22 protein-coding genes are annotated in these 23880 nt (G+C 42.6%); 10 read left to right on the top strand and 12 right to left on the bottom strand.

The window, feature by feature from the left end:
• Both ACFFGT_RS24370 and ACFFGT_RS24365 read left to right on the top strand, forming a co-directional pair.
• A partial coding sequence (locus ACFFGT_RS24370) for a hypothetical protein (RefSeq protein WP_377025123.1) occupies positions 1-269 on the top strand: 269 nt, incomplete at its 5' end.
• Between the two features lie 83 nt (positions 270-352).
• Positions 353-1759, top strand: a complete 1407-nt coding sequence (locus ACFFGT_RS24365; protein WP_377025122.1) for a methyltransferase RsmF C-terminal domain-like protein — start codon at positions 353-355, stop codon at positions 1757-1759.
• 117 nt (positions 1760-1876) lie between these two features.
• Here the strand turns inward: ACFFGT_RS24365 and ACFFGT_RS24360 are convergent, their stop codons facing one another.
• On the bottom strand, positions 1877-2560 hold the full coding sequence (locus ACFFGT_RS24360) for a porin family protein (RefSeq protein WP_377025121.1): 684 nt from the start codon (positions 2558-2560) through the stop codon (positions 1877-1879).
• A 198-nt stretch (positions 2561-2758) separates the two neighbouring features.
• On the opposite strand from ACFFGT_RS24360, the gene ACFFGT_RS24355 reads away from it, so the two are divergent.
• Positions 2759-4471: a glycoside hydrolase family 3 protein gene (locus ACFFGT_RS24355; RefSeq protein ID WP_377025120.1), complete on the top strand. Its 1713-nt coding sequence runs from the start codon at positions 2759-2761 to the stop codon at positions 4469-4471.
• 71 nt (positions 4472-4542) lie between these two features.
• Here ACFFGT_RS24355 and ACFFGT_RS24350 read toward each other — a convergent pair whose 3' ends face one another.
• A complete protein-coding gene (locus tag ACFFGT_RS24350) occupies positions 4543-5109 on the bottom strand; it encodes a hypothetical protein (RefSeq protein WP_377025119.1) in 567 nt (188 codons plus the stop codon).
• Positions 5110-5193: 84 nt separating this feature from the next.
• Here ACFFGT_RS24350 and ACFFGT_RS24345 point away from each other — a divergent pair, with 84 nt between their 5' ends.
• The gene (locus tag ACFFGT_RS24345; RefSeq protein ID WP_377025118.1) at positions 5194-8364 is read left to right on the top strand and encodes an ATP-dependent helicase; all 3171 of its coding nucleotides are present in this window, start codon (positions 5194-5196) and stop codon (positions 8362-8364) included.
• A gap of 73 nt (positions 8365-8437) precedes the next feature.
• Complete coding sequence (locus ACFFGT_RS24340; RefSeq protein WP_377025117.1) at positions 8438-9784, top strand: M28 family peptidase; 1347 nt, start codon at positions 8438-8440, stop codon at positions 9782-9784.
• Between the two features lie 820 nt (positions 9785-10604).
• On the opposite strand, the gene ACFFGT_RS24335 is transcribed toward ACFFGT_RS24340, so the two are convergent.
• Entirely contained in the window at positions 10605-10778 is a 174-nt protein-coding gene (locus tag ACFFGT_RS24335; protein WP_377025116.1) for a PLD nuclease N-terminal domain-containing protein, read from the bottom strand.
• Between the two features lie 105 nt (positions 10779-10883).
• Positions 10884-11096 carry a PLD nuclease N-terminal domain-containing protein gene (locus tag ACFFGT_RS24330; protein WP_377025115.1) on the bottom strand — a complete coding sequence of 71 codons (213 nt, stop codon included), beginning with the start codon at positions 11094-11096 and terminating at the stop codon, positions 10884-10886.
• A 107-nt stretch (positions 11097-11203) separates the two neighbouring features.
• On the opposite strand from ACFFGT_RS24330, the gene ACFFGT_RS24325 reads away from it, so the two are divergent.
• On the top strand, positions 11204-12682 hold the full coding sequence (locus ACFFGT_RS24325; protein WP_377025114.1) for a rhomboid family intramembrane serine protease: 1479 nt from the start codon (positions 11204-11206) through the stop codon (positions 12680-12682).
• Between the two features lie 45 nt (positions 12683-12727).
• Here the strand turns inward: ACFFGT_RS24325 and ACFFGT_RS24320 are convergent, their stop codons facing one another.
• The 3 genes from ACFFGT_RS24320 to ACFFGT_RS24310 are packed head-to-tail and all read right to left on the bottom strand — an operon-like array spanning position 12728 to position 14634.
• Complete coding sequence (locus tag ACFFGT_RS24320) at positions 12728-13528, bottom strand: ABC transporter permease (protein ID WP_377025113.1); 801 nt, start codon at positions 13526-13528, stop codon at positions 12728-12730.
• 3 nt (positions 13529-13531) lie between these two features.
• Positions 13532-14431, bottom strand: coding sequence for an ABC transporter ATP-binding protein (locus tag ACFFGT_RS24315; RefSeq protein WP_377025112.1), 900 nt, complete (start codon positions 14429-14431; stop codon positions 13532-13534).
• Positions 14425-14634 (bottom strand): hypothetical protein, encoded by a 210-nt coding sequence (locus ACFFGT_RS24310; protein WP_110586698.1) that lies wholly within the window; start codon positions 14632-14634, stop codon positions 14425-14427. The genes ACFFGT_RS24315 and ACFFGT_RS24310 overlap by 7 nt, the downstream gene beginning before the upstream one ends.
• A 238-nt stretch (positions 14635-14872) precedes the next feature.
• Between ACFFGT_RS24310 and ACFFGT_RS24305 the strand changes: the two genes are divergently transcribed.
• From ACFFGT_RS24305 to ACFFGT_RS24295, 3 genes are read left to right on the top strand one after another with little or no spacing between them, the layout of a single operon-like run.
• Positions 14873-15928 (top strand): sensor histidine kinase, encoded by a 1056-nt coding sequence (locus ACFFGT_RS24305; RefSeq protein WP_377025111.1) that lies wholly within the window; start codon positions 14873-14875, stop codon positions 15926-15928.
• Positions 15929-15946: 18 nt separating this feature from the next.
• Positions 15947-17281, top strand: a complete 1335-nt coding sequence (locus tag ACFFGT_RS24300) for a 3-keto-disaccharide hydrolase (protein ID WP_377025110.1) — start codon at positions 15947-15949, stop codon at positions 17279-17281.
• A gap of 54 nt (positions 17282-17335) precedes the next feature.
• On the top strand, positions 17336-18070 hold the full coding sequence (locus tag ACFFGT_RS24295) for a LytR/AlgR family response regulator transcription factor (protein ID WP_377025109.1): 735 nt from the start codon (positions 17336-17338) through the stop codon (positions 18068-18070).
• A gap of 377 nt (positions 18071-18447) precedes the next feature.
• Here the strand turns inward: ACFFGT_RS24295 and ACFFGT_RS24290 are convergent, their stop codons facing one another.
• Together ACFFGT_RS24290 and frr are read right to left on the bottom strand one after the other, a co-directional pair.
• Complete coding sequence (locus ACFFGT_RS24290; RefSeq protein WP_377025108.1) at positions 18448-20208, bottom strand: ABC transporter ATP-binding protein; 1761 nt, start codon at positions 20206-20208, stop codon at positions 18448-18450.
• A 73-nt stretch (positions 20209-20281) separates the two neighbouring features.
• Entirely contained in the window at positions 20282-20845 is a 564-nt protein-coding gene (frr, locus tag ACFFGT_RS24285; protein WP_377025107.1) for a ribosome recycling factor, read from the bottom strand.
• Positions 20846-20996: 151 nt separating this feature from the next.
• Here frr and ACFFGT_RS24280 point away from each other — a divergent pair, with 151 nt between their 5' ends.
• Positions 20997-21386 carry a hypothetical protein gene (locus ACFFGT_RS24280; protein WP_377025106.1) on the top strand — a complete coding sequence of 130 codons (390 nt, stop codon included), beginning with the start codon at positions 20997-20999 and terminating at the stop codon, positions 21384-21386.
• Here ACFFGT_RS24280 and ACFFGT_RS24275 read toward each other — a convergent pair.
• The 3 genes from ACFFGT_RS24275 to ACFFGT_RS24265 form a co-directional block, all read right to left on the bottom strand.
• A complete protein-coding gene (locus ACFFGT_RS24275; protein WP_377025105.1) occupies positions 21376-22200 on the bottom strand; it encodes a sterol desaturase family protein in 825 nt (274 codons plus the stop codon). The genes ACFFGT_RS24280 and ACFFGT_RS24275 overlap by 11 nt on opposite strands.
• Positions 22201-22439: 239 nt before the next feature.
• Positions 22440-23231: a diadenylate cyclase CdaA gene (cdaA, locus tag ACFFGT_RS24270; RefSeq protein ID WP_112575059.1), complete on the bottom strand. Its 792-nt coding sequence runs from the start codon at positions 23229-23231 to the stop codon at positions 22440-22442.
• A gap of 102 nt (positions 23232-23333) precedes the next feature.
• Entirely contained in the window at positions 23334-23804 is a 471-nt protein-coding gene (locus ACFFGT_RS24265) for a group II truncated hemoglobin (protein ID WP_377025104.1), read from the bottom strand.
• Positions 23805-23880 lie beyond the last annotated feature (76 nt).

Here is a 23880-nt window from a genome sequence, read left to right as displayed (position 1 = left end):
TTTATTTTTTGGTGGTTTTTAGCAGCGTTTTCTTTTCTCTTTCTCCTTGCTTTCCAGCCGCTTTCCAAACCTTTTTAAGAACATCCGCTTCCTTTTCGAAGCGGCTGCAAAGGTGCGAATTTCTTTTTGATTTAGCAAGTGAAAATTTCACTTTTTTAAATCTTTTTTATTCGCCCTTAATTTCAAAAAACAACGCCTCTTTTCCTAAAGCGGTCACAAATGTACACAGAAAATCAGCTTCCAACCAAGATATATTTTCAAATAATTAAACCTGTTTTACAACTCGCTGTAAATTAAGGGAAAACAAACATGAAGCTACCGCTATAATTAAGTAAAGACGGGCATTTACCTAATGCGTATATTTGAAATGTATATGAACGAGCTTAATTTCCCACCGCATTTCATCACATCATTAAGTGCAGAAAACGGTTTCGACGAAGAAAATTTTGTAAAAGCGCACCAGTTTGAGGATGCTCCAACTTCAATAAGAGTTAATCCTTTTAAGCCAACGGCCTTAAAAAGCGCACAAATTGTACCCTGGTGCGCCAACGGTTATTACCTGGAAAGCCGCCCATCGTTCACTTTTGATCCACTTTTTCATGCAGGGTGCTACTATGTACAGGAAGCATCGTCGATGTTTATTGACCATATCTTTAAAACAATCAATCAAAATAATGACGATCCGGTAAAAGTGCTTGACCTTTGCGCGGCCCCCGGAGGCAAAAGCACCCTCCTTAATTCGGCCCTGCTGCCTGCCGATCTGTTGGTGGCAAACGAAATCATTAAAACCCGCGTACCTATATTAACGGATAATTTGAACCGTTGGGGTACGGCCAATACTATTGTTACCAATAACGATCCGAAAGATTTTGGGAGGTTGAAAAGCTTTTTTGACATTATACTGGTTGATGCCCCCTGCTCGGGCTCGGGCATGTTTCGTAAAGACCCGGATGCGATGAACGAATGGTCGGAAGGGAATGTGAACCTTTGCCATCAGCGGCAGGAACGTATACTTGCCGATATTTATCCGGCCTTAAAAGAAGATGGCTACCTTATATATAGTACATGCTCCTACTCGCACCAGGAAAACGAAGAGATCCTTGACTGGCTGTGCACCGAGTTTGACATGGAAAGCGTCCGCATACCTATTAATAATGAATGGGGCATTGTTGAAACCCAATCGCCGGAGAAAAAAGCCTGGGGATACCGCTTTTACCCTGGTAAAGTAAAAGGCGAAGGTTTATTTGCTTCCTGCCTGCGCAAAAAAGAAAACAGTGGCGATCTGGCATCTTTTAAAAACAATACCCAGCAAAAACTGCCCGGCAAGGAACTTGACCAGGTACGTTCATACATTAATAATCCCGACGAATTTTATTACTTTAAAGTAAATGAGGACTGGATGGCCATTAACCGCGCACATAAGGAAAGCCTTAACATATTACAAAGGCATCTTTATATTAAAAAATCGGGGGTGATTATTGGTAAGCTTGCCGGTAAGGACCTGATCCCCGATCATGAACTGGCCTTAAGCCTCATGGTTAATAAAGATGCTGTTTTGCAAACTCCTCTTAATAAGGAGCAGGCCATCCAATACCTGCGCCGGGATAATATAGATTTGATAACAACAGATAAAGGCTGGACGCTGATGACCTATGAAGGGCACCCGCTTGGCTGGGCTAAATTATTACCAAATCGTATCAATAATTATTACCCCAAAGAAATAAGGATCCTATCGGCACACCCGCCGAGGGAATGGTAACTTATAAATACGGATATGGCGTTGAAGTTTAATCTCACGCAAAGGCGCTAAGCCGCAAAGTTTTGGAAACATTCCCCTTTGCAGCTTAGCGCCTTTGTGTGAAAAATAGTTATACAACTATTGAAATTTAAACCCTAAACCAACCTGCCAAACCTGGTTACGATAATTGGGCAGGTCTTGATCGGCATAAGGGCGATTTTCGCCCAGGTCGAAATTGTAACGACCGCGGATCTCTACATTTCGGTTAATATCAAAACTTACGCCCACTACACCGGCTACATAGCTATGGTCTGCATCATTGTCGATATGATCGATACTGGTGCCCAGGTTGCTTTCGTAAGTATTTTTGGTGGATGTTAAAAAGGTAAGCTGCGGACCAACCAGCAGATTAAAGCCTCGTACTACCCTAAACTTAGCCAGCAACGGTACATCGATATAATTGGTGCGCTGCGTAAATTTCCCGTCCCTGTCATTTACCTCATACCCTTTTTGCGAAAACAATACTTCGGGAGCGAATGATAAGGGGTAGACAATAGGCAAATCAAACGTTAAGCCAGCATGCCAGCCGGCAATTGAGCTCGAACTGTAATTGCTGTTATAAGCATCAACCGTGTTTGAAACATTTAAACCTACCGCCACACCAACTTTGGGGGTATAAAAATCATCATAGCGGCGTTGTGGCTGAGACCTTTCAACAACCCGACGGGGCGGACGGCGGTGGCGCGGACCATAATAATATCCCTGCGCGCTAACTGTACCAACGGTAAACAGGCATATCGCCAAAAAAAGTAATTTTTTCATCGTCTTTCTCTGTTTTAAATAAGTGGCAGGAAAAGCCTTCGGCCAATTAATTTACCGGTTGCCGCGGGCTTTTCCCTGTATGTATGTTAATAACGTGATAGATTAATAAAAAACGTAAAGGTTTATTAGCGGTTTGATTTTTGTAATAGTTGTAACATCATTTTCATCAAAAATTCAGAATAACGCTACATTTGACCTATGCAAGCTTCTAAAACCCGCATTTTTTATCCGTTAATTATCATCTTCACATTTTTTACTGCCGATGCTTTTGCTCAAAAAGAGAGTTATATCCAGTTATTGGGCAAGCAAAACCGCTGGGTAGACTCAGTGTACAATAAAATGAGCCGCAAGCAGCGGGTGGCGCAACTGTTGTTTGTGCGTGCGCATACCAATAAAGGGAAGGCTTATGAAGATTCGGTTGGGCAGGTAATTAAAGAGCAGCAGTTGGGTGGCGTGGTATTTTTTCAGGGCGGCCCTGTGCGCCAGGCCAACCTTATTAATAAATACCAAAAACTGGCTAAAGTACCCTTAATTATAACCATGGATGGCGAATGGGGACTGGGCATGCGCCTCGACTCTACCATATCGTATCCATATCAAATGACGCTCGGCGCCATACAGGATAATAACCTGATATACAAAATGGGACAGCAGGTAGCCTATGATTTTAAGCGCCTGGGTATGCAGATGAACCTCGGGCCGGATATGGATGTGAATAACAATCCCAACAACCCGGTGATCAACTACCGCTCCTTTGGCGACAATATGTATAACGTAGCCAAAAAAGGTATCGCTTATTTTAAGGGGATGCAGGATGCAGGTCTGCTTACATCGGCCAAGCATTTTCCGGGGCATGGCGATACCAATGTCGATTCGCATTTTGATTTGCCATTGCTGCCCTATAGCCGTGCAAGGTTGGATTCATTGGAGATGTATCCCTTTCGCGAAGCTATCAACGCCGGGATCAGCGGTGTAATGATTGCGCACATGGGCATTCCTTCATTGGATAATACGCCCAAACTCCCTTCTACCCTCTCGCGCCCTATTATTACCGGTATTTTAAAGGATTCGCTGAAGTTTAAAGGTTTGGTGATATCGGATGCTATGGAAATGAAAGGGGTAACCAAATATTTCCCTAACGGCGAAGCCGATGTAAGGGCATTTATTGCAGGCAACGATATCATTGAATTATCTGAAAACTCTGACAGGGCTATTAACCTGATCCGTAAAGCCGTGAGGCATGGCAGTGTTAGCGCAGCTGAGTTTGAAGCGCGGATTAAAAAGATCCTGGCCGCCAAATACTGGGCCGGGCTTAATCAGTACAAACCTGCATCGCCGGTTAACTTAAGCCAGGATATTAATAGTGATGCAGCAAAAACACTGGTGCAGCAATTAAGCGATGCCGCGGTAACACAATTAAAGAACAATAACACAAGGCTTAATCCCTTTTTAAAAACGGCCATAGTAAGTATAGGTGTGAGCTCACCAACCCTGTTCCAAATGGAAGTGGTAAAAAACTTCCCGAACAGCCGCATATTTATAGTTAATAAAGATGCACCTGCACTTGAGGTTACCAATATCCTTAACTGGCTTAAACAATACCAGCAAATAATTGTGGGCATACATGATACGCGCCTGCGCCCGCAAAGCAAGCTTGACTATAGCAGCGACGTAAAAATGATGATTGCCGATCTGGCATCCCGGAAAAACACAGCGTTCAGTGTATTTGCCAATGCTTACACTATAGCAGGCTTGCCGGGCCTTGAAAAAGCGGGCAACTTAATGGTTTGTTACCAGATGTCGCCCGAGCTGCAGCAATCAGCAGCCAAAGTACTTAGCGGCAAGCTAAAACCTACCGGTAAGCTGCCTGTAAGTGTGAATGCGTTTTTCCCTACCGGGACGGGATTATAGTTAGAGATTAGAGACTGGAGGTTAGAGATTAGGTGTGCCTCGATTGGTAATAATTTATCAGGCCATAGCTGTTATTTAAATTGGCTTTCTGTCAATACCTTTTTACTTTTCATAATGCTAAGCAGGTATTGTGCCTCTGGCTCATAAAGATCTTCTCCAAAGCAGAAGTTTTGCATGCCATAGTCAAATGCAATGGTTCCCCTTTCCTTATTTCTGTAATAAAATACAGACCAGTACTTCCTGTCGGATTCTGAATCTACTTCCCTGATCCTGAATTCCCTGCACTCCTCAAGGTCATATACTTTTTCACGGGTAAACAGATCGTTTTTCCGGCTGATGCTGAAAGTACCCATGCCAATCTCAATGATCTCTTTACCCCAAAATAGCCAAATTATACTTTTTGCAGCCATAACAAAGCCAAAGGCCCAACCGCTGATCCAAAATATCATAAACCCACGATCAAAATCACCATGAGATCTAAAAAATTCTGTAATGGCCGATGATCCTATAAAGCCCCAAAAAATCAACCAAAAAAATATATACACTAAAAAGAGATAATTCCGCTTTGCAGGAATAGTAATTTTGAGATAGTCGAAATTATCCTCAACTATCGCCCTGCCCTGATAAGGTTTTTCCATGATCTGATAATACGGGCATAAATATCATATTTATTATCCTGTTTGTAAATGCAGCATCAACCTTTTTTATCTTTACTAAATATTATGCAACCTACATTCAATAAATATAACAATAAGTTTAAAGAGGCGCTGGCCGGTTTAAACCCCGAGCAGCTGGCGGCAGTGAACAGGATGGATGGCCCGGTGCTTGTTGTGGCCGGTCCGGGTACGGGAAAAACCCAGATCCTGGCTGCCCGGATAGGCAAGATCCTGACCGATACCGATGCCCTTCCCAGCGAGATCCTGTGCCTTACTTATACGGATGCCGGCGCGGTGGCCATGCGCAAACGGCTTTTTGAGTTTATTGGCCCCGATGCTTACCGGATTAATATATATACGTTCCACGCTTTTTGTAACGAGATCATCCAGGAAAACCTGGAGTATTTCGGAAAGCTGAACCTCGAGTCACTGTCCGACCTGGAATCAGCCATGCTTTTTCGCGAGCTGGTTGATGAGTTCCCGAATGATCACTTGCTGAAGCGTTTTACGGGAGATATTTATTATGACGTTCCCCGTTTAAAAAGCCTGTTCAGCACCATGAAACGGGAGAATTGGGATGCCGGAATGATTGAGCAGGCCGTAAATGAATACCTGGAAGACCTGCCAAACCGGGAGGAATTTATTTATAAACGGGCGAACGCCAAAGCAGGCATTAAGGTTGGCGATCCCAAACAAAAAGATATCGATGCCGCGCACGAGGTTATGAAAAAGCTGCTGGCTGCCGTTGCTGAGTTTGAAAACTACAAGCTTAAAATGGACGCCAAAAAACGCTATGATTATGATGACATGATCATTTGGGTGCTGCGGGCCTTCCGGGATAACGAAGAAATACTTCGTAAATACCAGGAACGCTTTCAATATATCCTGGTTGACGAATTCCAGGATACCAGCGGATCACAAAATGAGCTGCTGCGTTTTTTGCTTAACTACTGGGATACCCCTAACGTTTTTGTAGTTGGCGATGACGACCAGTCGATATTTAAATTTCAGGGAGCCAACATGAAGAACATCCTTGATTTTGCCAATGATTATGTAGATACATTATATACTGTAGTGCTGAAGCATAATTACCGCTCCAATCAGCAGATCCTCGATATTTCAAAAGCGCTCATCGATAATAACTTTGAGCGATTGACCAGTCAGCTTAATTTAGATAAGGCTTTAAAATCGTCGCACCCGCGTTTCAACAATTTATTGGTTGAGCCGGTGATCCGTGAATACGAAAACCCGGATAAGGAACTCGTTGACGTATCCCTGCAAATAAAACAACTGGTAGCAGACGGTGTGCCTCCGGGCGAGATAGCCGTGATTTACCGTAACCACAGCCAGGTTGAAGAAATGATCAAATTCCTGGATGTGCAAAAGATCCAGGTGAATACCAAACGTAAAATCGATGTACTCACCCAGCCCTTTGGCGAAAAGATCATCAACATACTGCGTTACCTTGCCATGGAGCTCGACTCGCCATACAGCGGCGATGAACTGCTTTTTGAGATCATGCATTATGATTTCTTTAACATTCCCCCTATTGAAATTGCCAAAGCAAGCGTGGCTGTATTTAAGGAAAACTTTGGCACCCTCGCTTATAATCAGCCCAAAACCTCCATCCGCCGTTATGTGAGTGAGATGAGGCCACCCAAGCAGGCTGACCTTTTTCATCCCGATCAGCAACAGGAGATGCGGTACCTCATAAGCAATATTGATTACCTGCTTAAAGAAGCGGTTAGCGTTACCCTGCAGCAACTTTTCCAAAGCGTTATCGCCAAAATGGGAATCCTGAAATATATTATGCAGCAGCAGGATAAAGGCAGCTACATGCAAATGCTCACCAGCTTTTTTGATTTCCTGAAAGATGAAAGCCGCAAAAAGCCCGACATCAGCCTGAATGACCTGATCTCAACCATTGAGATGATGAAGAAACACGTGATCAGGCTGGAGCTAAATCAAACCATATTTTCGGAAAATGGCATTAACTTCCTCACTGCGCACGGCTCCAAAGGCCTTGAGTTTGAATACGTATTTTTCATAGGATGCGATAAACGTACCTGGGATAGCAAAGGCCGTAACAGCGGCTTCAGTTATCCTGATACCTTAACAAGGGCCTCATCCGACGAAATCGCTCAAAAGGAAGAAGCGCGCCGCCTGTTTTATGTGGCCGTTACCCGTGCCAAGCAGCACCTCATGATTTCATATGCCTCTAAAGACAGGAAGGACAAAGACCAGGAAGCAAGCCAGTTTATAGGTGAGATATTGGCCAGCACCAGTATGCGGGTGCAATATCCTAAAGTGGACGCTATCGACATGATTGATTTCCAGGCAACTCAGTTTAGCGAAACCGATAAGCCCAAAGTTGAACTGCTGGATAAAAACTACATTAACCAGTTGCTGCAAAACTATACGCTCTCGGTAACCCACCTGAGCAGTTATTTGGATTGTCCGCTGCGTTTTTATTTTCAATGTTTAATCAGGGTTCCATCGGGTAAAAGTCCGGCGGCTACTTTTGGGCAGGCAGTGCATTGGGCACTCAACAAAACATACAGGCAGCTTAAAGATAATGACAACGAGTTTTTGACTACCGAAAACTTCATGCGCGAGTTCAGATGGTACATGGCCCGCAACCGCGATTCATTCACCAAAGATGAGTTTAAACTGCGCTCGGCTTATGGTGAAAAGATCCTGCCGCCATATTACGAACAAAACGTACCGCATTGGAACAAGATAGCCGTAACCGAACGATCTATAAAAAACATTGAAGTATCCGGCGTACCTATTAAAGGGAACCTCGATAAGATAGAATTTGACGGCAAGCAGGCCACAGTTGTGGATTACAAAACCGGTAAACTTAAAAATGCAAAAGAAAAGCTGATGCGCCCAACCAATGATCTTCCTAATGGGGGTGATTACTGGCGCCAGGCAGTGTTTTATAAAATATTAATAGACCATGACCGTACCACCGACTGGCAGGTGATCAGCACTGTTTTTGACTTTGTTGAACCTGTAAGCGAGGGGGAATACCACCGCGAAAAGTTTGTGATAACGCCCGAAGATGTGGAAACGGTTACCGAACAGATCAGGGATACATACAGCCAGATCATGGCCCACAATTTCAGCACTGGTTGCGGCAAAAAAGAATGCGACTGGTGCCATTTTGTAAAAAGCAATTTCAAACAGGCCGATGAGATTTTAGGAATTGTTGCGGATGAGGAAGGGGAATAATCACATGAATATTACATCGATATTCATTCTGCAAATTCATTAATTCTATAAATTCGGGTTCAGACATCATTTTATGAAATATATCATCCCATTCCTCTTCCTGATCGCCACCTTCCCCGCCACTGCTCAAACCATTGTAAAACAAGATGCTGGCATAAAACAAATGGTTGACGAGGTATCGGCAAAAAATATTGAAGCTACTATCCGCAAGCTGGTAAGCTTTAAAAGCAGACACACGCTGAGCGACACCTCCAGCAAAACCACGGGCAGCGGCGCGGCGCGTAACTGGATCAAGGACGAGATGGAGAAATATGCGGCGGAATCAAACGGGAGAATGACCGTTCAGTTTGATACTTTTACACAGCCCAAAAGTCAGCGTGTTGATAAACCTATCAAATTAAAAAATGTGCTGGCTATACTAAAAGGTACCGATCCTAATGATACCAGGGTTTACCTCGTTTCGGGACATTACGATTCGCGGATTAATGATGTGATGGATGCCAATGGGGTTGAACCAGGGGCAAATGACGATGCTTCGGGTACTGCGCTTTCTATGGAGCTGGCAAGGGTGATGGCTAAAAGATCGTTCCCCGCTACTATTATTTTCATGACTGTTGTTGGTGAGGAACAGGGGCTATACGGATCGGGCAATGTTGCCAAACGGGCCAAAGCCGAAAACTGGAATGTGGATGCTATGCTGAACAACGATATTGTAGGCAATACTTACGGCATGGAAACCGATCTGAAGGATAACCGCAGCGTGCGTGTTTTCAGCGATGGCGTCCCTACGGCTGCTACAGATAAACAGGTAGCAGCGCTAAAATCATTAGGGGGCGAAAATGATAGTCCGTCGAGGCAATTGGCGCGATACGCTAAAGAGATTGGAGAGCGTTATGTTGACCAACTGGATGTAAAGCTTATTTACCGTCGCGACCGTTACCTGCGCGGGGGCGACCACCTGCCATTTTTAGAGCAGGGTTTTACGGCCGTAAGGTTTACCGAAATGAACGAAAACTTTAACCGCCAGCACCAGAATATCCGTACTGAAAACGGTGTTGAATATGGCGACTTACCCGATTTTGTTGATTTTAACTATGTACAAAAAGTAGCCCGGATGAACCTTTCGGTATTAGCCAATCTTGCTTCGGCCCCGGCTGAGCCACAAAATGTGGGCATTATCACCAGCGACCTGACCAATAAAACCAAACTAAAATGGGAAGTACCTGCCACAGGCAAAAAACCTGCTGGTTATTATGTACTGATGCGCGAAACCATCAGCCCTTACTGGGAAAAGAAGTTTTACGTTACCGATACCACAGCAACGTTGAATTATTCAAAGGATAATTATTTTTTTGCGGTACAGTCCGTTGACGGGGATGGACATGAGAGTTTGCCGGTGTTTCCGAAACCGGTGAGGTAGTTTTTAGAGACACGTTTACAACATTATAAGCCGTTGTCATTCTGAGTGATAGCGAAGAATCTTCTTCGATATGCATACCCGCTATACAGGGCGAAGAAGATGCTTCGTTCCTCAGCATGACAAAAGTTTTATACTTGCGCTCGTTTGCAACGAGCGCTTAAAATGGGTTGGCGATTGTATCGCCCGGTTCCCGTCAAAAACAAAAACGCAATTCAAGAACTCATCTAAATGAGAAAAGTAAAAACCAAACAAGCTTTAAATCCATTTAATCTATGCTGATAATTTGGACTCTACTCAATGCGGTTTTCACAGGTTTAAAGTTTTTTATTCCTTTGCTTATCTTATTAAAATTCAGCAAAATATTTAACAACAAAATAAATATCAACATACTTGTCACTGCAACAAACTGGATGCTGCTTTTTGCCGGAACAGTTTACCTGATACTCTTTATTTCAGAAATATTTGTAGCATACTATTCACAAAACGAATATGAACAGTTTGCTGTAAGCAACCGCATTTTTGGCCCATATTGGTTTGCATTTGCAATCGAGGGATCTATTTATATTTTACTTCCCCAAATGATGTGGCTGAAAAGAATACGGGAGTCAATCACCGGGACAATAGTTTGGGGATTATTTGTATACGCATTAGCCGCTTTAGTATTTTACACAGAACACCCCGGCTTTATTATATCAAACTTCAGTTATTCAGAAACTTTATTATCCTATTTAAAATCTCTAATGATTTTTATTCCGCTGTTAATAATAGTTTATCTTTTACTTTTAAAACGGAACCGGTCTCTCATATCAAAACAAGATGCTTAACTTACCTTACTCCTTCTTCCAATAGCTAAATAAAGCATCGAACCTAAGTAAGGCATCAGTATCACAACAACAGTCCATACTATTTTATTGGTTGGATCTTTAAACATTGAACGGACAATATCAATAAGGCAATAGATAACTAAAGCGGCGTACAATAATATTAATACCATGTTTTTAAGGTTAGTTTATAAGTGATTAAAATTGTACCAGTTTGTGATTATTTAATATGAGTTGCAGCTTTATTACTCAGGTTTGCTTTATTTCAAATGGCAAACCTAACTTACCTTACCATTTCGTCCAATTGCCAAATACAATACAGAACCCAGGCAAGGCATCAGTATCACAACAATTGCCCAGATTATTTTATTCGATGGATCTTTAAACGTTGAACGGATTATATCAATAAGGCAATAAATAACTAAAACCGGGTATAACAATACCAGCACCAGTTCGGGCAAACCAATGTTAAGGAAGAGCAGTTTATTCATGATAAAGGTTTTGCACCAAGATATAAAGATTTGATATATCAAGTGTCGTTTTTTTGGATAGATAATAGATTTATTGCCATCTTTAGCCATAAAACGTCCTAAACTTTATGGCATTTAGCTTTACACCTTCTTTCCACAAAGAGATTGATCTTGATGGATTAGATCAAAAACATTATCTTGTTACAGCACTTGAAACTGCCCGGCATCTTCAATGGAATATCATCTACACCGGCAAAAACGGTTTCATAGCTATGACAGGCGGAGGCTTCTTTTCTCAGATGCAGGAATTTCGCATCATTATAAATCAAACAAGTATATTGCTTAGCAGTAAAAACGCAGACGGCAGGCTCGGCGACTGGCTAAAATTAAACGAAGAAAACGTAGATACTTTTATTGAAGCATTCAGCAAAGTCAAAACTTCAATAACAGATGAACAACTGGAAGAAAAGCTGGCTGAACTTGCACCTATACTTGAATCGGCAGAAGATGATCTTTTAAATGCCCCGCTACCATCCACTAAACAAAACCTGTTAAGCTTCATCGGCTTTTTTATTCCTCAAAAAGGATATTTCATAACACCCCTGATCATTTACATCAACTTAGCCATATTCATTATTATGGTGATCTGCGGCGTATCCTTTTTTGAGCCTTCATCAAAGGACCTCTTAATTTGGGGGGCAGATTATGGGCCTTTAACCTTAAACCACGAATGGTGGCGGCTAATCAGCAGTACATTTCTTCATAATGGCATTTTTCACCTTGCCATGAACATGTACGCCTTAATATACATCGGCATTTTGCTTGAACCGGTGCTTGGTAAGCTAAAGTTTGCTGTGGCGTACTTCCTTAGCGGGTTAGTAGCCAGCCTCGCCAGCGTATCATACCACGGCTATACAGTTAGCGTGGGCGCTTCGGGCGCTATATTTGGTATGTACGGGGTATTCCTGTCCCTGCTTACAACCAATGTAATTGATAAATCGGTACGTAAGCAACTTTTAGTAAGTATAGCGCTATTTGTAGGGTTTAACCTATTATCCGGAACCAGTTCGGGCATCGATAATGCAGCACATATAGGCGGTTTAATCAGCGGATTCGTAATCGGTTATCTTTATTACCCAAGCCTTACACAGCCAGATAAAAAGGGAACAGAATTGGTAGCTACCATGCTGATTGCCTTTTTTACATTAGGCGGATGCCTTATTGCTTATCGCATGATCCCTAATACGGTTGGTATTTACGAAGCGAAGATGAAAGATTTCGCTATAAAAGAGTCGATGGCCTTAGAAGTGATGAGCATGCCCAAAGATACCACTAAAGAGATTTTACTTTCTGAGTTTAAAGATCGGGGATTATATTATTGGAACGAGAACATCCGCCTGCTCAATGCTGTCGACTCGCTTCCGCTTCCAGATGTATATAAGGAGCGGGACGCTACTTTAAAACGGTATTGCGAATTGCGGATACAAAGCTATAATCTTTATTATAAGCAGATTGAAGGGAAACAATCCGTTTCACAAAACACTATTGATTCACTTAATAAAGAAATAGCCTCAATTATTGACGGCCTGAATCAGCGTTCAAAGTAAAACACCAAATCAGCTAAAATCTCTAACTTTCAATCACTAAACAACCTATTTCACACTCTTACGCTGTACAATAAAATACCCGGCAACAAATACAACAAAGGCAATCACCAGGCTCACAGATACATCTTTAGTAAAAATATCTATCTGCAACCGATTAGAAGGGTCACTCTGATTATGCTTTATCATGGAACTTATAGCCTCCATGGGGTGAGCATATGGAAACAGGTAACTATACTCCCAGCCTTTTGAGGCAGCCACCACACCTGCTATAGTACATATAAAACCGATCCCCATCGGCTTCAAAAAATCGGCCCAAAATAAGCTGAGCAAAAACTGGATAGAAAGGATGCCTAATGATGATAGAAAGAGTTTAAAATAGATCTGCGCCAGCTCGCTCTCCATGTGGAAATTATCAAACCGCAGTTCGGGCTTTACTATGCTCAGCAAATTGCCAAAACCTATAGTGAACAGCACAAAGAGTGCTAAACATAAAAACACAAGGAATACGGCATAAAAATATTTTGCCGCATAAACCGACCACCGCGGTATAGGCAGGTTAAACAGCGTTTTCCAGGTATCGGCGCGGTGTTCGATACTATTTACCGAGTAAGCAATAAAAATGATATACATCGGCAATATCAGCGAGCCCATAATGGCCAGAATTGCACCTGCAAATTGCAGCCAGAGTACCATTGGCGGCAAGGAAACCAATCGCTCGCTTTTCACATAAAACCCGGTGAACAACAATACACCAATAAGCAAGGGCAATATAATGGAAGCCCAAAAGCCAAGCGTTTTACGGCTTTTGTAAAACTCCGAACGGAATGACAGTATAAATCCTTTCATGGCTTAGGCGCTTTGGGTTATATCTAAAAATAGTTTCTCCAGGTCTTTTTGTTGTTTACTTATGCTGTAAACCGTTTGCCCGTTTTTATTAAGCAGCGCATTGATCTCGCCCATTTGCTGTTTGGAGGTGTAGGGTACCAGTAAATGGTTATCGGTTACATCGGTAACATTAACATGGTTACGGGTTAACAGGTTGGCAGCGTCAACAGTATTTTCGGCTTCAACGCGTACCAGCGGTTTGCTGATGGCCTGCAGATCGGCTATACTACCCTGAAAAAGCATCGCGCCGTTGTTAATAATACCAACGTGTGTTGCCATCCGTTCAATTTCGGCCAGTAAGTGGCTTGATATAAAAACAGTTTTTCCGTGTTTGGAAACCAGTTTTTTCAACAGCTCACGGATCTCGATAATACCGTTGGGGTCGAGACCATTGGTAGGCTCATCTAAAATTAAAAGTTTAGGATCGGCCAGCAGGGCAAGCGCAATGCCAAGGCGTTGTTTCATCCCTAACGAATATTGCCCGGCTTTTTTATTGGCAGCATTGCTTAGCTGCACCAAATCAAGCATGTCTTCAACACGTTGAGCAGGCACCTGTAACAATAAGGCCCTGTTCAGTAAATTTTCCCTTCCGGTTAAATGCTGGTATAAAGCAGGCTGCTCAATAAGCGAGCCTATTTGTGAAAGTATGCTGATGCGGTTTGTTTTGATATCCTGCTCAAAAATGTTGATGTTGCCTGCATCGGGTTTAAGCAGGTTAAGCAGGAGTTTGATGGTAGTGGTTTTCCCGGCGCCGTTTGGGCCGAGAAAACCATATATACTTCCTTCCGGAACTTGCAGCGCCAGCGATTTAACCACCTGCTGCTTACCAAAGGTGAAGGAAAGGCCTTCGGTACTGATTACCATATATTATTTTTTGCTATTGAGCAAACGGTTTTAACCATTACAAAACCTTTGTGAAACAATGAGGTAGCATGTACTGCTGTGCGGCCAATTATTGCTGTTTCCTTTTTTTGCTCGAACTGGTAGCTTACGCCCAGGATAAGGGCAAACATTACCGGGATCAATAACATGATAAAAGGATTTGAATTTTTGATAAGCGTTTTCATTGTGAGTGATTTTATACAACAAAGGAATATCAAAAAAATAACCTGCTAAAATCATTTAGACCAACACACCTTGTTTATAGATGAACGGTTTTCTGAGCCTTTTAAACAGTTCATCGATAATAAAAGCCAGTTCATCGAAAAAACAGGCAGCTACATATAAATAACAGGCCAATATCATTATCAAAATATTAAATTAGGTGCCACACCCGTAAATAAAAAGGGGATTTAAAAACAGCGAATGGAGGCTACATTACCATTACCGAAATCCAGAACCGGCATTAAAACCGCCTGGATAATTTTTTGGCACCTGTTTTTTTGGACGGGTATTATATCCTTTTTTGTTTTTTTGGCAAGGCTAAACGATGCACAGCTCAGTACCAAAGAGTTACTGGTGATCTTTTTGCTTTACCCTACCATTAACATCAGTCTGTTTTACCTTAACTACCTGGTTTATATCCCTAATTTTCTTAACAAAAAACACTACTGGAAATACGCCACAGTTGTGCTGGTAAGCATAATAGTATACGGCATAGGCAAATACGGGGTAGGGCTTATATTTAAGGATATTGTATTAGTGCATCAAAAAGGCCATGTAACCAGCTTCGCCACTTATTTTTACAGCAGCATTTTTACCAGTCTCATATTTGTGTTTTTGAGTACCGCGTTAAAATTCAGTACCGATTGGTTCCTGAACGAACGCATTCAGCGAGACCTGGAAAACCAGCGCCTCATCGCAGAGCTGGCTTTTCTTAAGTCGCAGATCAACCCGCATTTTTTGTTTAACTCGTTAAACAGTATCTATTCGCTGGCTTATCAGCGTTCTGAAACTACGCCCGAAGCCATTTTAAAACTTTCGGAAATTATGCGTTACATGTTGTATGAGTGTAACGATAATAAAGTAGATCTGGATAAAGAGCTCCAGTACCTCCAAAACTATATCGACCTGCAAAAGATCCGCTTCGGCAGCAAGGCCTTTATTGATTTTAAGGTAGATGGTAACATCACCGATCAAAAAATAGAACCATTACTGCTGATTGCTTTTATTGAAAACGCTTTTAAGCATGGTGTTGCCAATGATATCAACTCGCCTATAAAACTGCTTATTAATGTAGCCGATGGTAAGCTGCATTTCTACATTCAAAACAAAAAACATAACAATAACCGTGATTCGGTTGGGGGCATTGGGTTGATCAACGTACAGCGGCGGCTCGACCTGCTTTACCCCAACAGGTATTCTTTAAACATTAGAGACGAAGAATATACCTACACCTGCGAATTATCAATAGATTTATAGTTATAAACCATTATAACCATGACCTATCTGAAAAAATTGCTCCCCGCCCTGTTTTTAGCAGTATTGGCCATTCCGGTATCTGCACAAACTGATCCTAAAGCAACCGAAGTCTGGGACCCCGAACCGGAGTTGGTTTTACCTGGTGCCGGCAACAAGCCCCCGTCTGATGCTATTATTTTGTTTGATGGCAAAAACCTGGATAAATGGACAGATCAAAAAGGCAACAAACCGGGCTGGACAGTAAAAGATGGCATTGTAACCGTTAAGCCTGGCAGCGGCTCCATCATCACCAAACAAAACTTTGCCGATTGCCAGCTGCATATTGAATGGCGTACCCCGGCCATTGTTAAAGGTGAAGGCCAGGAACGCGGCAACAGCGGCGTAATTATGCAAAGCCATTATGAACTGCAGATCCTCGACAGCTATAAAAACCGAACCTACTCAAACGGGCAGGCCGGTTCCATTTACAAACAATATGTGCCGCAGGTGAACGCTTCGCTTAAACCGGGCGAGTGGCAAAAGTATGATATCATTTATACCGCCCCGCGCTTTAATATTGACAGTTCGGTTAAAACACCGGCCTATATAACAGTGTTGCATAACGGCGTGCTGGTGCAAAACCATGTAGCTATAAAAGGTACAGTTGCACATGTTGGTCAGCCTAAATATCAAAAACATGCCTTCGCATTGCCCTTGCTGCTGCAGGAGCATGAGTTTCCGGTATCGTTCCGCAATATCTGGATCAGGGAGCTTGGCGTGCAAAAACTACTGAACGGTAAGGATAAAAAAGGCTGGTACACTTACCTGGATAGTTTGGGCAAGGATAACGATGTGCATAATAACTTCGCCATTGAAAACGGCATGGTGCATGTAATGGGTAAATATTTTGGCTATCTGGCCACCCAAAAATCATACGATAACTATTACCTTAAAGTAGTATTTAAATGGGGCACCAAACAATACCACCCGCGCGAAAAAGGGGCACGCGACGCAGGCATTTTATACCATTTTGGCGAAAGTGATAAGGATATTGTGTGGCCGCGATCAATAGAATGCCAGATCCAGGAGGGCGATTGCGGCGATATCTGGTGCGTACAGCATACCAGCGTTGTTACGCCCAACAAATCGGCCATTGAATGGGACCAGCAGCGTGTTTACCGCACTGCCAATTTTGAAAACCCGCGCGGCGAATGGAACACCATTGAAATTATTTGCAATGGCAACCAGATTGAGCATTATGTTAACGGACATTTGGTAAACTGGGGAGTAGCCTCATTATGGCATGGCCGTATCCTGTTACAATCGGAAGGGGCCGAGATCTGGTATAAATCGGTTGAATTGACACCGTTATAACAAAACAGCACATTAAAAAATTTAAGATAACCATTATTACATTATTTTTACGCTATGATCAGATGTTTGGTAGTTGACGATGAGCCTTTGGCGCTGCACATTTTGGAAGACTATATATCCAAGATGCCTTTTTTGCAATTGGTTAAAGCTACAACCAACCCCATCGAGGCGCTCACCATGGTACAAGCTGCCGAGGCCGACCTGGTATTTTTAGATGTGCAGATGCCCGAGCTTACTGGTATCCAGTTCCTGAAAATTGCCAATGGCAAAGCCAAGGTTATTTTAACTACAGCCTATCCGCAGTATGCGCTTGAAGGCTATGAACTTGATGTGGTCGATTACCTGCTGAAACCTATCGCGTTTGATCGTTTTTTTAAATCGGTACAAAAGGCACAAGGCATTATTCAACCGGTAGTAGCCAAACCGCAGGTAGTGGTACAGGCCGAACCTGTGCAGCAGGATGATTTTTCGACCGATTTTATCTTTGTAAAAACCGAGCATAAAATTCAAAAGGTTTACCTGCATGATATATTATTTATTGAGGGGCTGAAGGACTACATCAGCATTTTCACCTCTGCCGAACGCATCATTACCCTGCAGGGTATGAAAAAAATGGAAGATGCCCTGCCCGAAAAACACTTTGTGCGGGTGCATAAATCATACATTGTTGCCCTCAATAAAATAGACAGCATCGAAAGAAGCCGCATCCAGATAGGCGACAAGATCATCCCCGTAGGCGATACCTATCGCGATGAGTTCTTCAGGATGATTGAGAATAAGAATATTTAGGGGTTAACGTTCATTTGCAAATAATACCAACACCTATAAAAATATGTCATTGCGAGGAGCGTGGCAATCTCGTAGCCTATGCATGTCCGCCCCCGCATAGCTACGAGATTGCCACGTCGCTCCAACGCTTTTGCCACTTCCGCTCCTCGCAATGACATGTTTTATTTATTCTGCAAATAATCCCCCTTTACAACTTACCTATTTCTTGTGGTCGGTGTTATCACCATGGGCTAAATGCCGTTGAAGACTTACGAAGTTTTTGAAACTTCGTAAGTCTGGTGCTACAACTTGTCATGGATAGGCACGAAGCAATAACGGGATGGTATAAAACAAGAAAAGGCGATGTTTTTGACATCGCCCTTTCTTGTTTTGGCATTTTAATCCAACGCGTCAACCGTATCCTTCTCTCCTATCTGCTGACGCCACATGGCGTAGTACAAACCTTTTTGGGCAATCAGATCGGCGTGTTTGCCGGCCTCGATAATGCGGCCTTTCTCCAGCACATAAATGCTATCGGCATGCATGATTGTCGATAGCCTGTGGGCGATGAGGATGGTGATATGATTTTCCTTTTCAGACACATTACGGATGGTTTCGGTAATTTCCTCTTCGGTGATGGAATCAAGCGATGATGTGGCTTCGTCAAATACCAGGATATCGGGCCGACGTAATAAAGCACGGGCTATAGAAAGTCGTTGCTTTTCGCCACCTGATACTTTTACGCCGCCTTCTCCAATTACGGTGCTTAAACCTTTATCGGCACGGGCCAGCAGGGTTTGACAGGCCGCACGCTGCAGCACATCCATACATTCCTCATCAGTGGCACCCGGACGTACAAACTGCAGGTTTTCGCGGATAGTGCCCGAAAACAGTTGCGTATCCTGGGTTACAAAACCTATCTTTTCCCGTAGCTGATCAAGATCGATCTCTTTGCTCAATATATTATTGTATAAAATATCACCCTGCAAAGGCTGATACAAACCAACAAGCAATTTCACTAACGTAGTTTTACCCGAGCCCGACGGCCCAACAAACGCAATCGTCTCGCCCGAATTGGTTTCAAAGCTGATGTGATTAAGCGCGTTACGGTTTGCAGTTAAGTGTTTAAAGGTAACATCATTAAACGTTAAGGTATTCACCTTTTCAAGTAATACCGGCTTTTCGGGCTTTTTATCAATCGGGATGCTCAGGATATTCTTGAAGTTACCAAGGGAAACTTCGGCCTCGCGCCATGAAAGGATCACGTTACCCAGCTCCTGTAAAGGATTAAATAAAAAGAACGAATAGAATAAAAAGCTGAAGTACTGGCCGGGGGAGATAGTCCCTTTAAAGATAAGCATCAGTAATACAACCACCATTACACTCCTTACAAAGTTTACGGTGGTGCCCTGTACAAAGCTCATGCTGCGTACATACTTAACCTTTTTCAGCTCCAGGTCGAGGATCTTATAAGTCGTATTATTTAACCTTTCAATTTCCTGCTTGGCCAAACCCAAACTTTTTACCAGTTCGATATTCCTCAACGACTCCGTAGTTGAACCTGCCAGCGCGGTTGTTTCTGATACTATCTTCTTCTGAATAGTTTTTATTTTCCGGCTCATTGCCATACTCACAAAAGTGATGATTGGTATAGCAGCAAAATAAACCAGGGTAACCTGATAGCTCACACTTACCGAGTAAACGATAACAAATACCATCCCGATAAGTGAAACAAAAAGGATTCCGATAAAGGAAGTGATAAACTTTTCGCAGTCCAGGCGTACCTTTTGCAATATGCCCAAAGTTTCGCCGCTCCGCTGATCTTCAAATACCTGGTAAGGCAACTCAAGCGAGTGCTTTAAACCATCGGCATACATTTCGGCACCTACCTTTTGGGTAATGATGTTGGTAAAATAATCCTGAAAGTTTTTTGCTATCCGCGATACCATGGCAACACCAATGGCCGCACCAACCAGCATCAGTACTTTATTAAGGTACTCATTGTAATGCAGCGTACCGCGTTGTTCAATAACACGGTCAACAATACGGCCGGTTATCCAGGGGTCCAACAGCGAAAAACCTATATTCATTGCCGCCAGGAACAGTGCAAATACTACAATCCAGCGGTGCTTTTTTAAGTAAGAGATTAATACATTCATGTTTCAACAGCAAACATAAAAAAAGGGAATGGCTAAGTAGCTCATTCCCTTTTAATTTGACATAAGGTTAATATTAAACCGTCATGATATCTTTTTCTTTAGCTTCAGAAAGCTGATCGACTTTAACGATGTAGGCATCGGTAAGTTTTTGCACTTCAGCTTCGCCTACTTTTATTTCATCTTCAGAAACACCTTCTGATTTTAATTTTTTGATCTTTTCGTTGGCATCTTTACGGATGTTACGGATAGCTATTTTACCGGTTTCGGCTTCGCCTTTGGCTTTTTTAACCAGGTCGCGACGGCGTTCTTCGGTAAGTGGCGGTACATTGATACGGATAATGATACCGTCGTTTTGTGGGTTAAGACCTAAATTTGCTTCCTTGATGGCTTTTTCAATAGCGCCCAGTAATGATTTTTCCCATGGCTGAACAACGATAGTACGGGCATCAGGAGTGTTTACACTACCAATCTGGCTAAGTGGTGTAGGTGTACCGTAGTAATCAACCTTAACATCATCCAATAATGATGGACTTGCTTTGCCTGCACGTATTTTATTTAATTCGCTGTCAGCATGCTCAATGGCTTTATCCATATTAGCCTTTGCATCGTTTACTTGTTTTTTAATGAGTTCGCTCATCGGTTTTTAAATTTTCAACAAAAGTAATAAAATCTATCATTTTACAGCTTGGGTATTTAGGTACAATTCAAAAGCGTTTAACAATAAATAACATTATTTAACATTTATATATTATTAAAGGATGGGTATATTAGTATTAAATATCATCGCCATGAAAAAAACCTTATTTTTTGCTATGCTGATAGCCTGCGCCGGTCAGCTTAAAGCGCAAAGCCTCAATAAAGCCCCGGGCAATAATAATACTGTCGATAAACTTTTCAACCTTAAGCCATTAAAGGCTGATACCAATCTTTCAAAGTTAACTCCTGTACTTCCGCAAAATGGATTTTTAAACAATAACAACACGTTGCTAAATACCAGCCAGCTTTATGCGGGCGAAACGGTTTACGGCCGCATGCCTGTTGTGAAAACCTACTCCAACGATAATATGCCTGTTGTGAAAACAGATGAACCAGGGATGAAATATCACATGCTGATTAAAAGGATAGATGTTGTTAATCCGGATGTTGTTGAGGTTAAGAAAGATAAGGTTACTCCGTAGCCAGTTCATCAGGCAATAGGGTTTCGGCTCCTTTTGCTTTTATCCTTTTCTCAACTACCTGCTCAAAACTTTTTTCGTAATCGGGATGGTTTGTGCCCATCAGCCTGTCCCAGATGTTAAAATACAAGCCATAATTACATTTTACCAGGCGGTGGTGCATATTATGATGGGTTGAGGTGTTATGCCATTTAAACAATTGGTGCCTGGCAAACCCTTTTGGAAAAAGTTCATAACCCAAATGCCCGGTCACGTTTAACAGTAGCGAATACAGCGAAAATATAGTTAATGCCGTACCATGATACGGAATGGTAAAAGCGATAAGCGGTACAATACCAATCTCCACCACAGCCTCCAGTGGGTGAAAGGCATAAGCAGCAAATGGCGTTGGATTGGTGGATAAATGATGCGTTTTATGCATCAGCTTAAACAAGGTTTTCCAATGCATGGCACGATGCGTCCAGTAAAAGTAAGTATCGTGCATCAGGATCATCAGCCCAATACTGAAAAAGTAATAAGCATACCCTTTATCACTGATGTTTGGATAAATCCTTGTCAGGCCTTTTTTACTGGCGTAGATAACCAGCATGATCACAGCGCCAAATATCAGTATGGTGATGAACGAATAAACAATTTCGCGAATGATGTGCTTGTTTTCGGGATAGCGTTGCTGAATTTTCGCTTGCCAGTAAGCCCTTTTTCGCCATACATAAAAAAAGAAGTAAAATGCGCCGGCAAATACCAGGTAACGCCCGGCTATCGAAAGTAAAACCCGGGAGGTTTCTATTATTTTATCGATGGGGATTTGAAGTGGCATTGGTTATCTAACGCTAATTATCGATTTACTAATATAGCAATCCTTTTTTGCGTAGAAGGCCTTTTTTAGCGCAAGTCTTGTGTCAAGGAATAAGCGTGGCTGACTTGTACTTTCTTAAAGCGTCACAAGTCAGCTACCCATCAGGCAGCCACACAAGACTTGCGCCAGTTGGAGGTAAACCATTCGTGAGGGCTTAGCATGTGGGTTCCCGAAATAAATTCGGGATGACGGCGGTTCTTTTAAAAATCCTTATTCAAAACTTTTTCCAGCTCCGCAAAGCTGATGTTCATTTTAACCCTGCCTTGTTTGGCATAAGAGATCTCGCCGGTTTCTTCGGATACAATAATGGCGGTAGCCTCGTTAGCCTCTGTTACACCAATACCCGCCCTGTGACGCAAGCCGAACTGTGCCGGCAGGTCTGTTTTTTCGGTAAGCGGTAAAATACAGCTGGCCGATTTAATTTTATTCTCCGAAATCACCACCGCACCATCATGCAGCGGACTGGTTTTTTGAAAAATACTTTCCAATAAACGTTTTGAAATTTTAGCCTCTACCACTTCGCAACTGTTTTGGTAAAACTGCTCATCGTAATATTTAGCAAAAACAATAAGCGCACCGGTACGCGTTTGCTTCAGGCTTTTGCAGGCATCAATTATAGGCTTAATGCGGGCATAATTATTTTTCTCAACTTCTGATTTCCCGAAGAAATACTGCCACCAGGCTTTATTGCGTTGTAACGATGCGTTTTTACCAACCAGTAATAAAAACCGCCTTACCTCCTGCTGAAAAACCACAATAATAGCAATGATCCCCACATCAACAAACTTGCCCAGTATAATAGTAAGCAGCTTCATATCCAAAGCCTTCACCACAAAATTGAGGGCAAAGATCACTGCGAAACCGATAAAGATATTAGCTGCAATGGTGCCCCTGATGAGGTTATACAGCTGGTAAATGATCAATGCCACCAGCAATACATCAAGGATAGAGAAGAAACCTATTTTGGGGAAAAGAGATTGTAAGGACTGCATTTACGAAGTTAATAAGTTTACCCGAACATAAACGCCGGAAGGGTGGTAAATATGATAGGCCTGCCCGATCCAACGGTCATTTTACATACCTGTGTTTATATTTCAGGGAATGTATGGCCCGCCCGGTACACCCCAGCCCCATTGCGGCATAGGCGTATCCGGAGTTTCTGTTGTACTATCGGTTTGAGAATTTAACACCGCTATGCGTGTGCCCCATTCCAGGTAAGCCATAAAAGCCGAACGGAATTCAGGGTCATCGGGCAGTGACAGCTCATCGGCTGTTTGCAGCAGCAATTCAATCCAGCGCTTGCGGTGTGCTTCGGTTAAATGTTTTTGCAAATGCTTATTGATCATCGCATAATGGCTGCCTTCAGTTTCGCTATAGGTTTTGGGGCCGCCAAAAACTTCGCTCACAAAATGAGCCACGTGCATCCGGTGTTGGGGCGACATATGTTTAAATACAGGCTCCAGCAGTTCATCGGCCAAAACCTTATCATAAAATTTATTGAAAAGCTGTTCAAAAGCAGGTGTGCCGCCCGCCCATTCAAACAGTGTTGGGATTGTTGCTGTCATAATTGTAAAAACCGGTTATGATAAAGATAGGCAGCTTATCTTTAAAAAGCCAGTGATTTAAATACAGCAATAAAAT

It is taken from the genome of Mucilaginibacter angelicae (assembly GCF_042434235.1).
Lineage (GTDB): Bacteria > Bacteroidota > Bacteroidia > Sphingobacteriales > Sphingobacteriaceae > Mucilaginibacter > Mucilaginibacter angelicae.
This window is presented reverse-complemented; position numbering and strand designations above follow the sequence as displayed.

Bases quoted from the DNA above. Each gene is read 5' to 3' on its own strand.
- ACFFGT_RS24365 (WP_377025122.1), top strand. From the start codon at position 353: ATGCGTATATTTGAAATGTATATGAACGAGCTTAATTTCCCACCGCAT.
- ACFFGT_RS24360 (WP_377025121.1), bottom strand. From the start codon at position 2,560: ATGAAAAAATTACTTTTTTTGGCGATATGCCTGTTTACCGTTGGTACA.
- ACFFGT_RS24355 (WP_377025120.1), top strand. From the start codon at position 2,759: ATGCAAGCTTCTAAAACCCGCATTTTTTATCCGTTAATTATCATCTTC.
- ACFFGT_RS24350 (WP_377025119.1), bottom strand. From the start codon at position 5,109: ATGGAAAAACCTTATCAGGGCAGGGCGATAGTTGAGGATAATTTCGAC.
- ACFFGT_RS24345 (WP_377025118.1), top strand. From the start codon at position 5,194: ATGCAACCTACATTCAATAAATATAACAATAAGTTTAAAGAGGCGCTG.
- ACFFGT_RS24340 (WP_377025117.1), top strand. From the start codon at position 8,438: ATGAAATATATCATCCCATTCCTCTTCCTGATCGCCACCTTCCCCGCC.
- ACFFGT_RS24335 (WP_377025116.1), bottom strand. From the start codon at position 10,778: ATGGTATTAATATTATTGTACGCCGCTTTAGTTATCTATTGCCTTATT.
- ACFFGT_RS24330 (WP_377025115.1), bottom strand. From the start codon at position 11,096: ATGAATAAACTGCTCTTCCTTAACATTGGTTTGCCCGAACTGGTGCTG.
- ACFFGT_RS24325 (WP_377025114.1), top strand. From the start codon at position 11,204: ATGGCATTTAGCTTTACACCTTCTTTCCACAAAGAGATTGATCTTGAT.
- ACFFGT_RS24320 (WP_377025113.1), bottom strand. From the start codon at position 13,528: ATGAAAGGATTTATACTGTCATTCCGTTCGGAGTTTTACAAAAGCCGT.
- ACFFGT_RS24315 (WP_377025112.1), bottom strand. From the start codon at position 14,431: ATGGTAATCAGTACCGAAGGCCTTTCCTTCACCTTTGGTAAGCAGCAG.
- ACFFGT_RS24310 (WP_110586698.1), bottom strand. From the start codon at position 14,634: ATGAAAACGCTTATCAAAAATTCAAATCCTTTTATCATGTTATTGATC.
- ACFFGT_RS24305 (WP_377025111.1), top strand. From the start codon at position 14,873: ATGGAGGCTACATTACCATTACCGAAATCCAGAACCGGCATTAAAACC.
- ACFFGT_RS24300 (WP_377025110.1), top strand. From the start codon at position 15,947: ATGACCTATCTGAAAAAATTGCTCCCCGCCCTGTTTTTAGCAGTATTG.
- ACFFGT_RS24295 (WP_377025109.1), top strand. From the start codon at position 17,336: ATGATCAGATGTTTGGTAGTTGACGATGAGCCTTTGGCGCTGCACATT.
- ACFFGT_RS24290 (WP_377025108.1), bottom strand. From the start codon at position 20,208: ATGAATGTATTAATCTCTTACTTAAAAAAGCACCGCTGGATTGTAGTA.
- frr (WP_377025107.1), bottom strand. From the start codon at position 20,845: ATGAGCGAACTCATTAAAAAACAAGTAAACGATGCAAAGGCTAATATG.
- ACFFGT_RS24280 (WP_377025106.1), top strand. From the start codon at position 20,997: ATGAAAAAAACCTTATTTTTTGCTATGCTGATAGCCTGCGCCGGTCAG.
- ACFFGT_RS24275 (WP_377025105.1), bottom strand. From the start codon at position 22,200: ATGCCACTTCAAATCCCCATCGATAAAATAATAGAAACCTCCCGGGTT.
- cdaA (WP_112575059.1), bottom strand. From the start codon at position 23,231: ATGCAGTCCTTACAATCTCTTTTCCCCAAAATAGGTTTCTTCTCTATC.
- ACFFGT_RS24265 (WP_377025104.1), bottom strand. From the start codon at position 23,804: ATGACAGCAACAATCCCAACACTGTTTGAATGGGCGGGCGGCACACCT.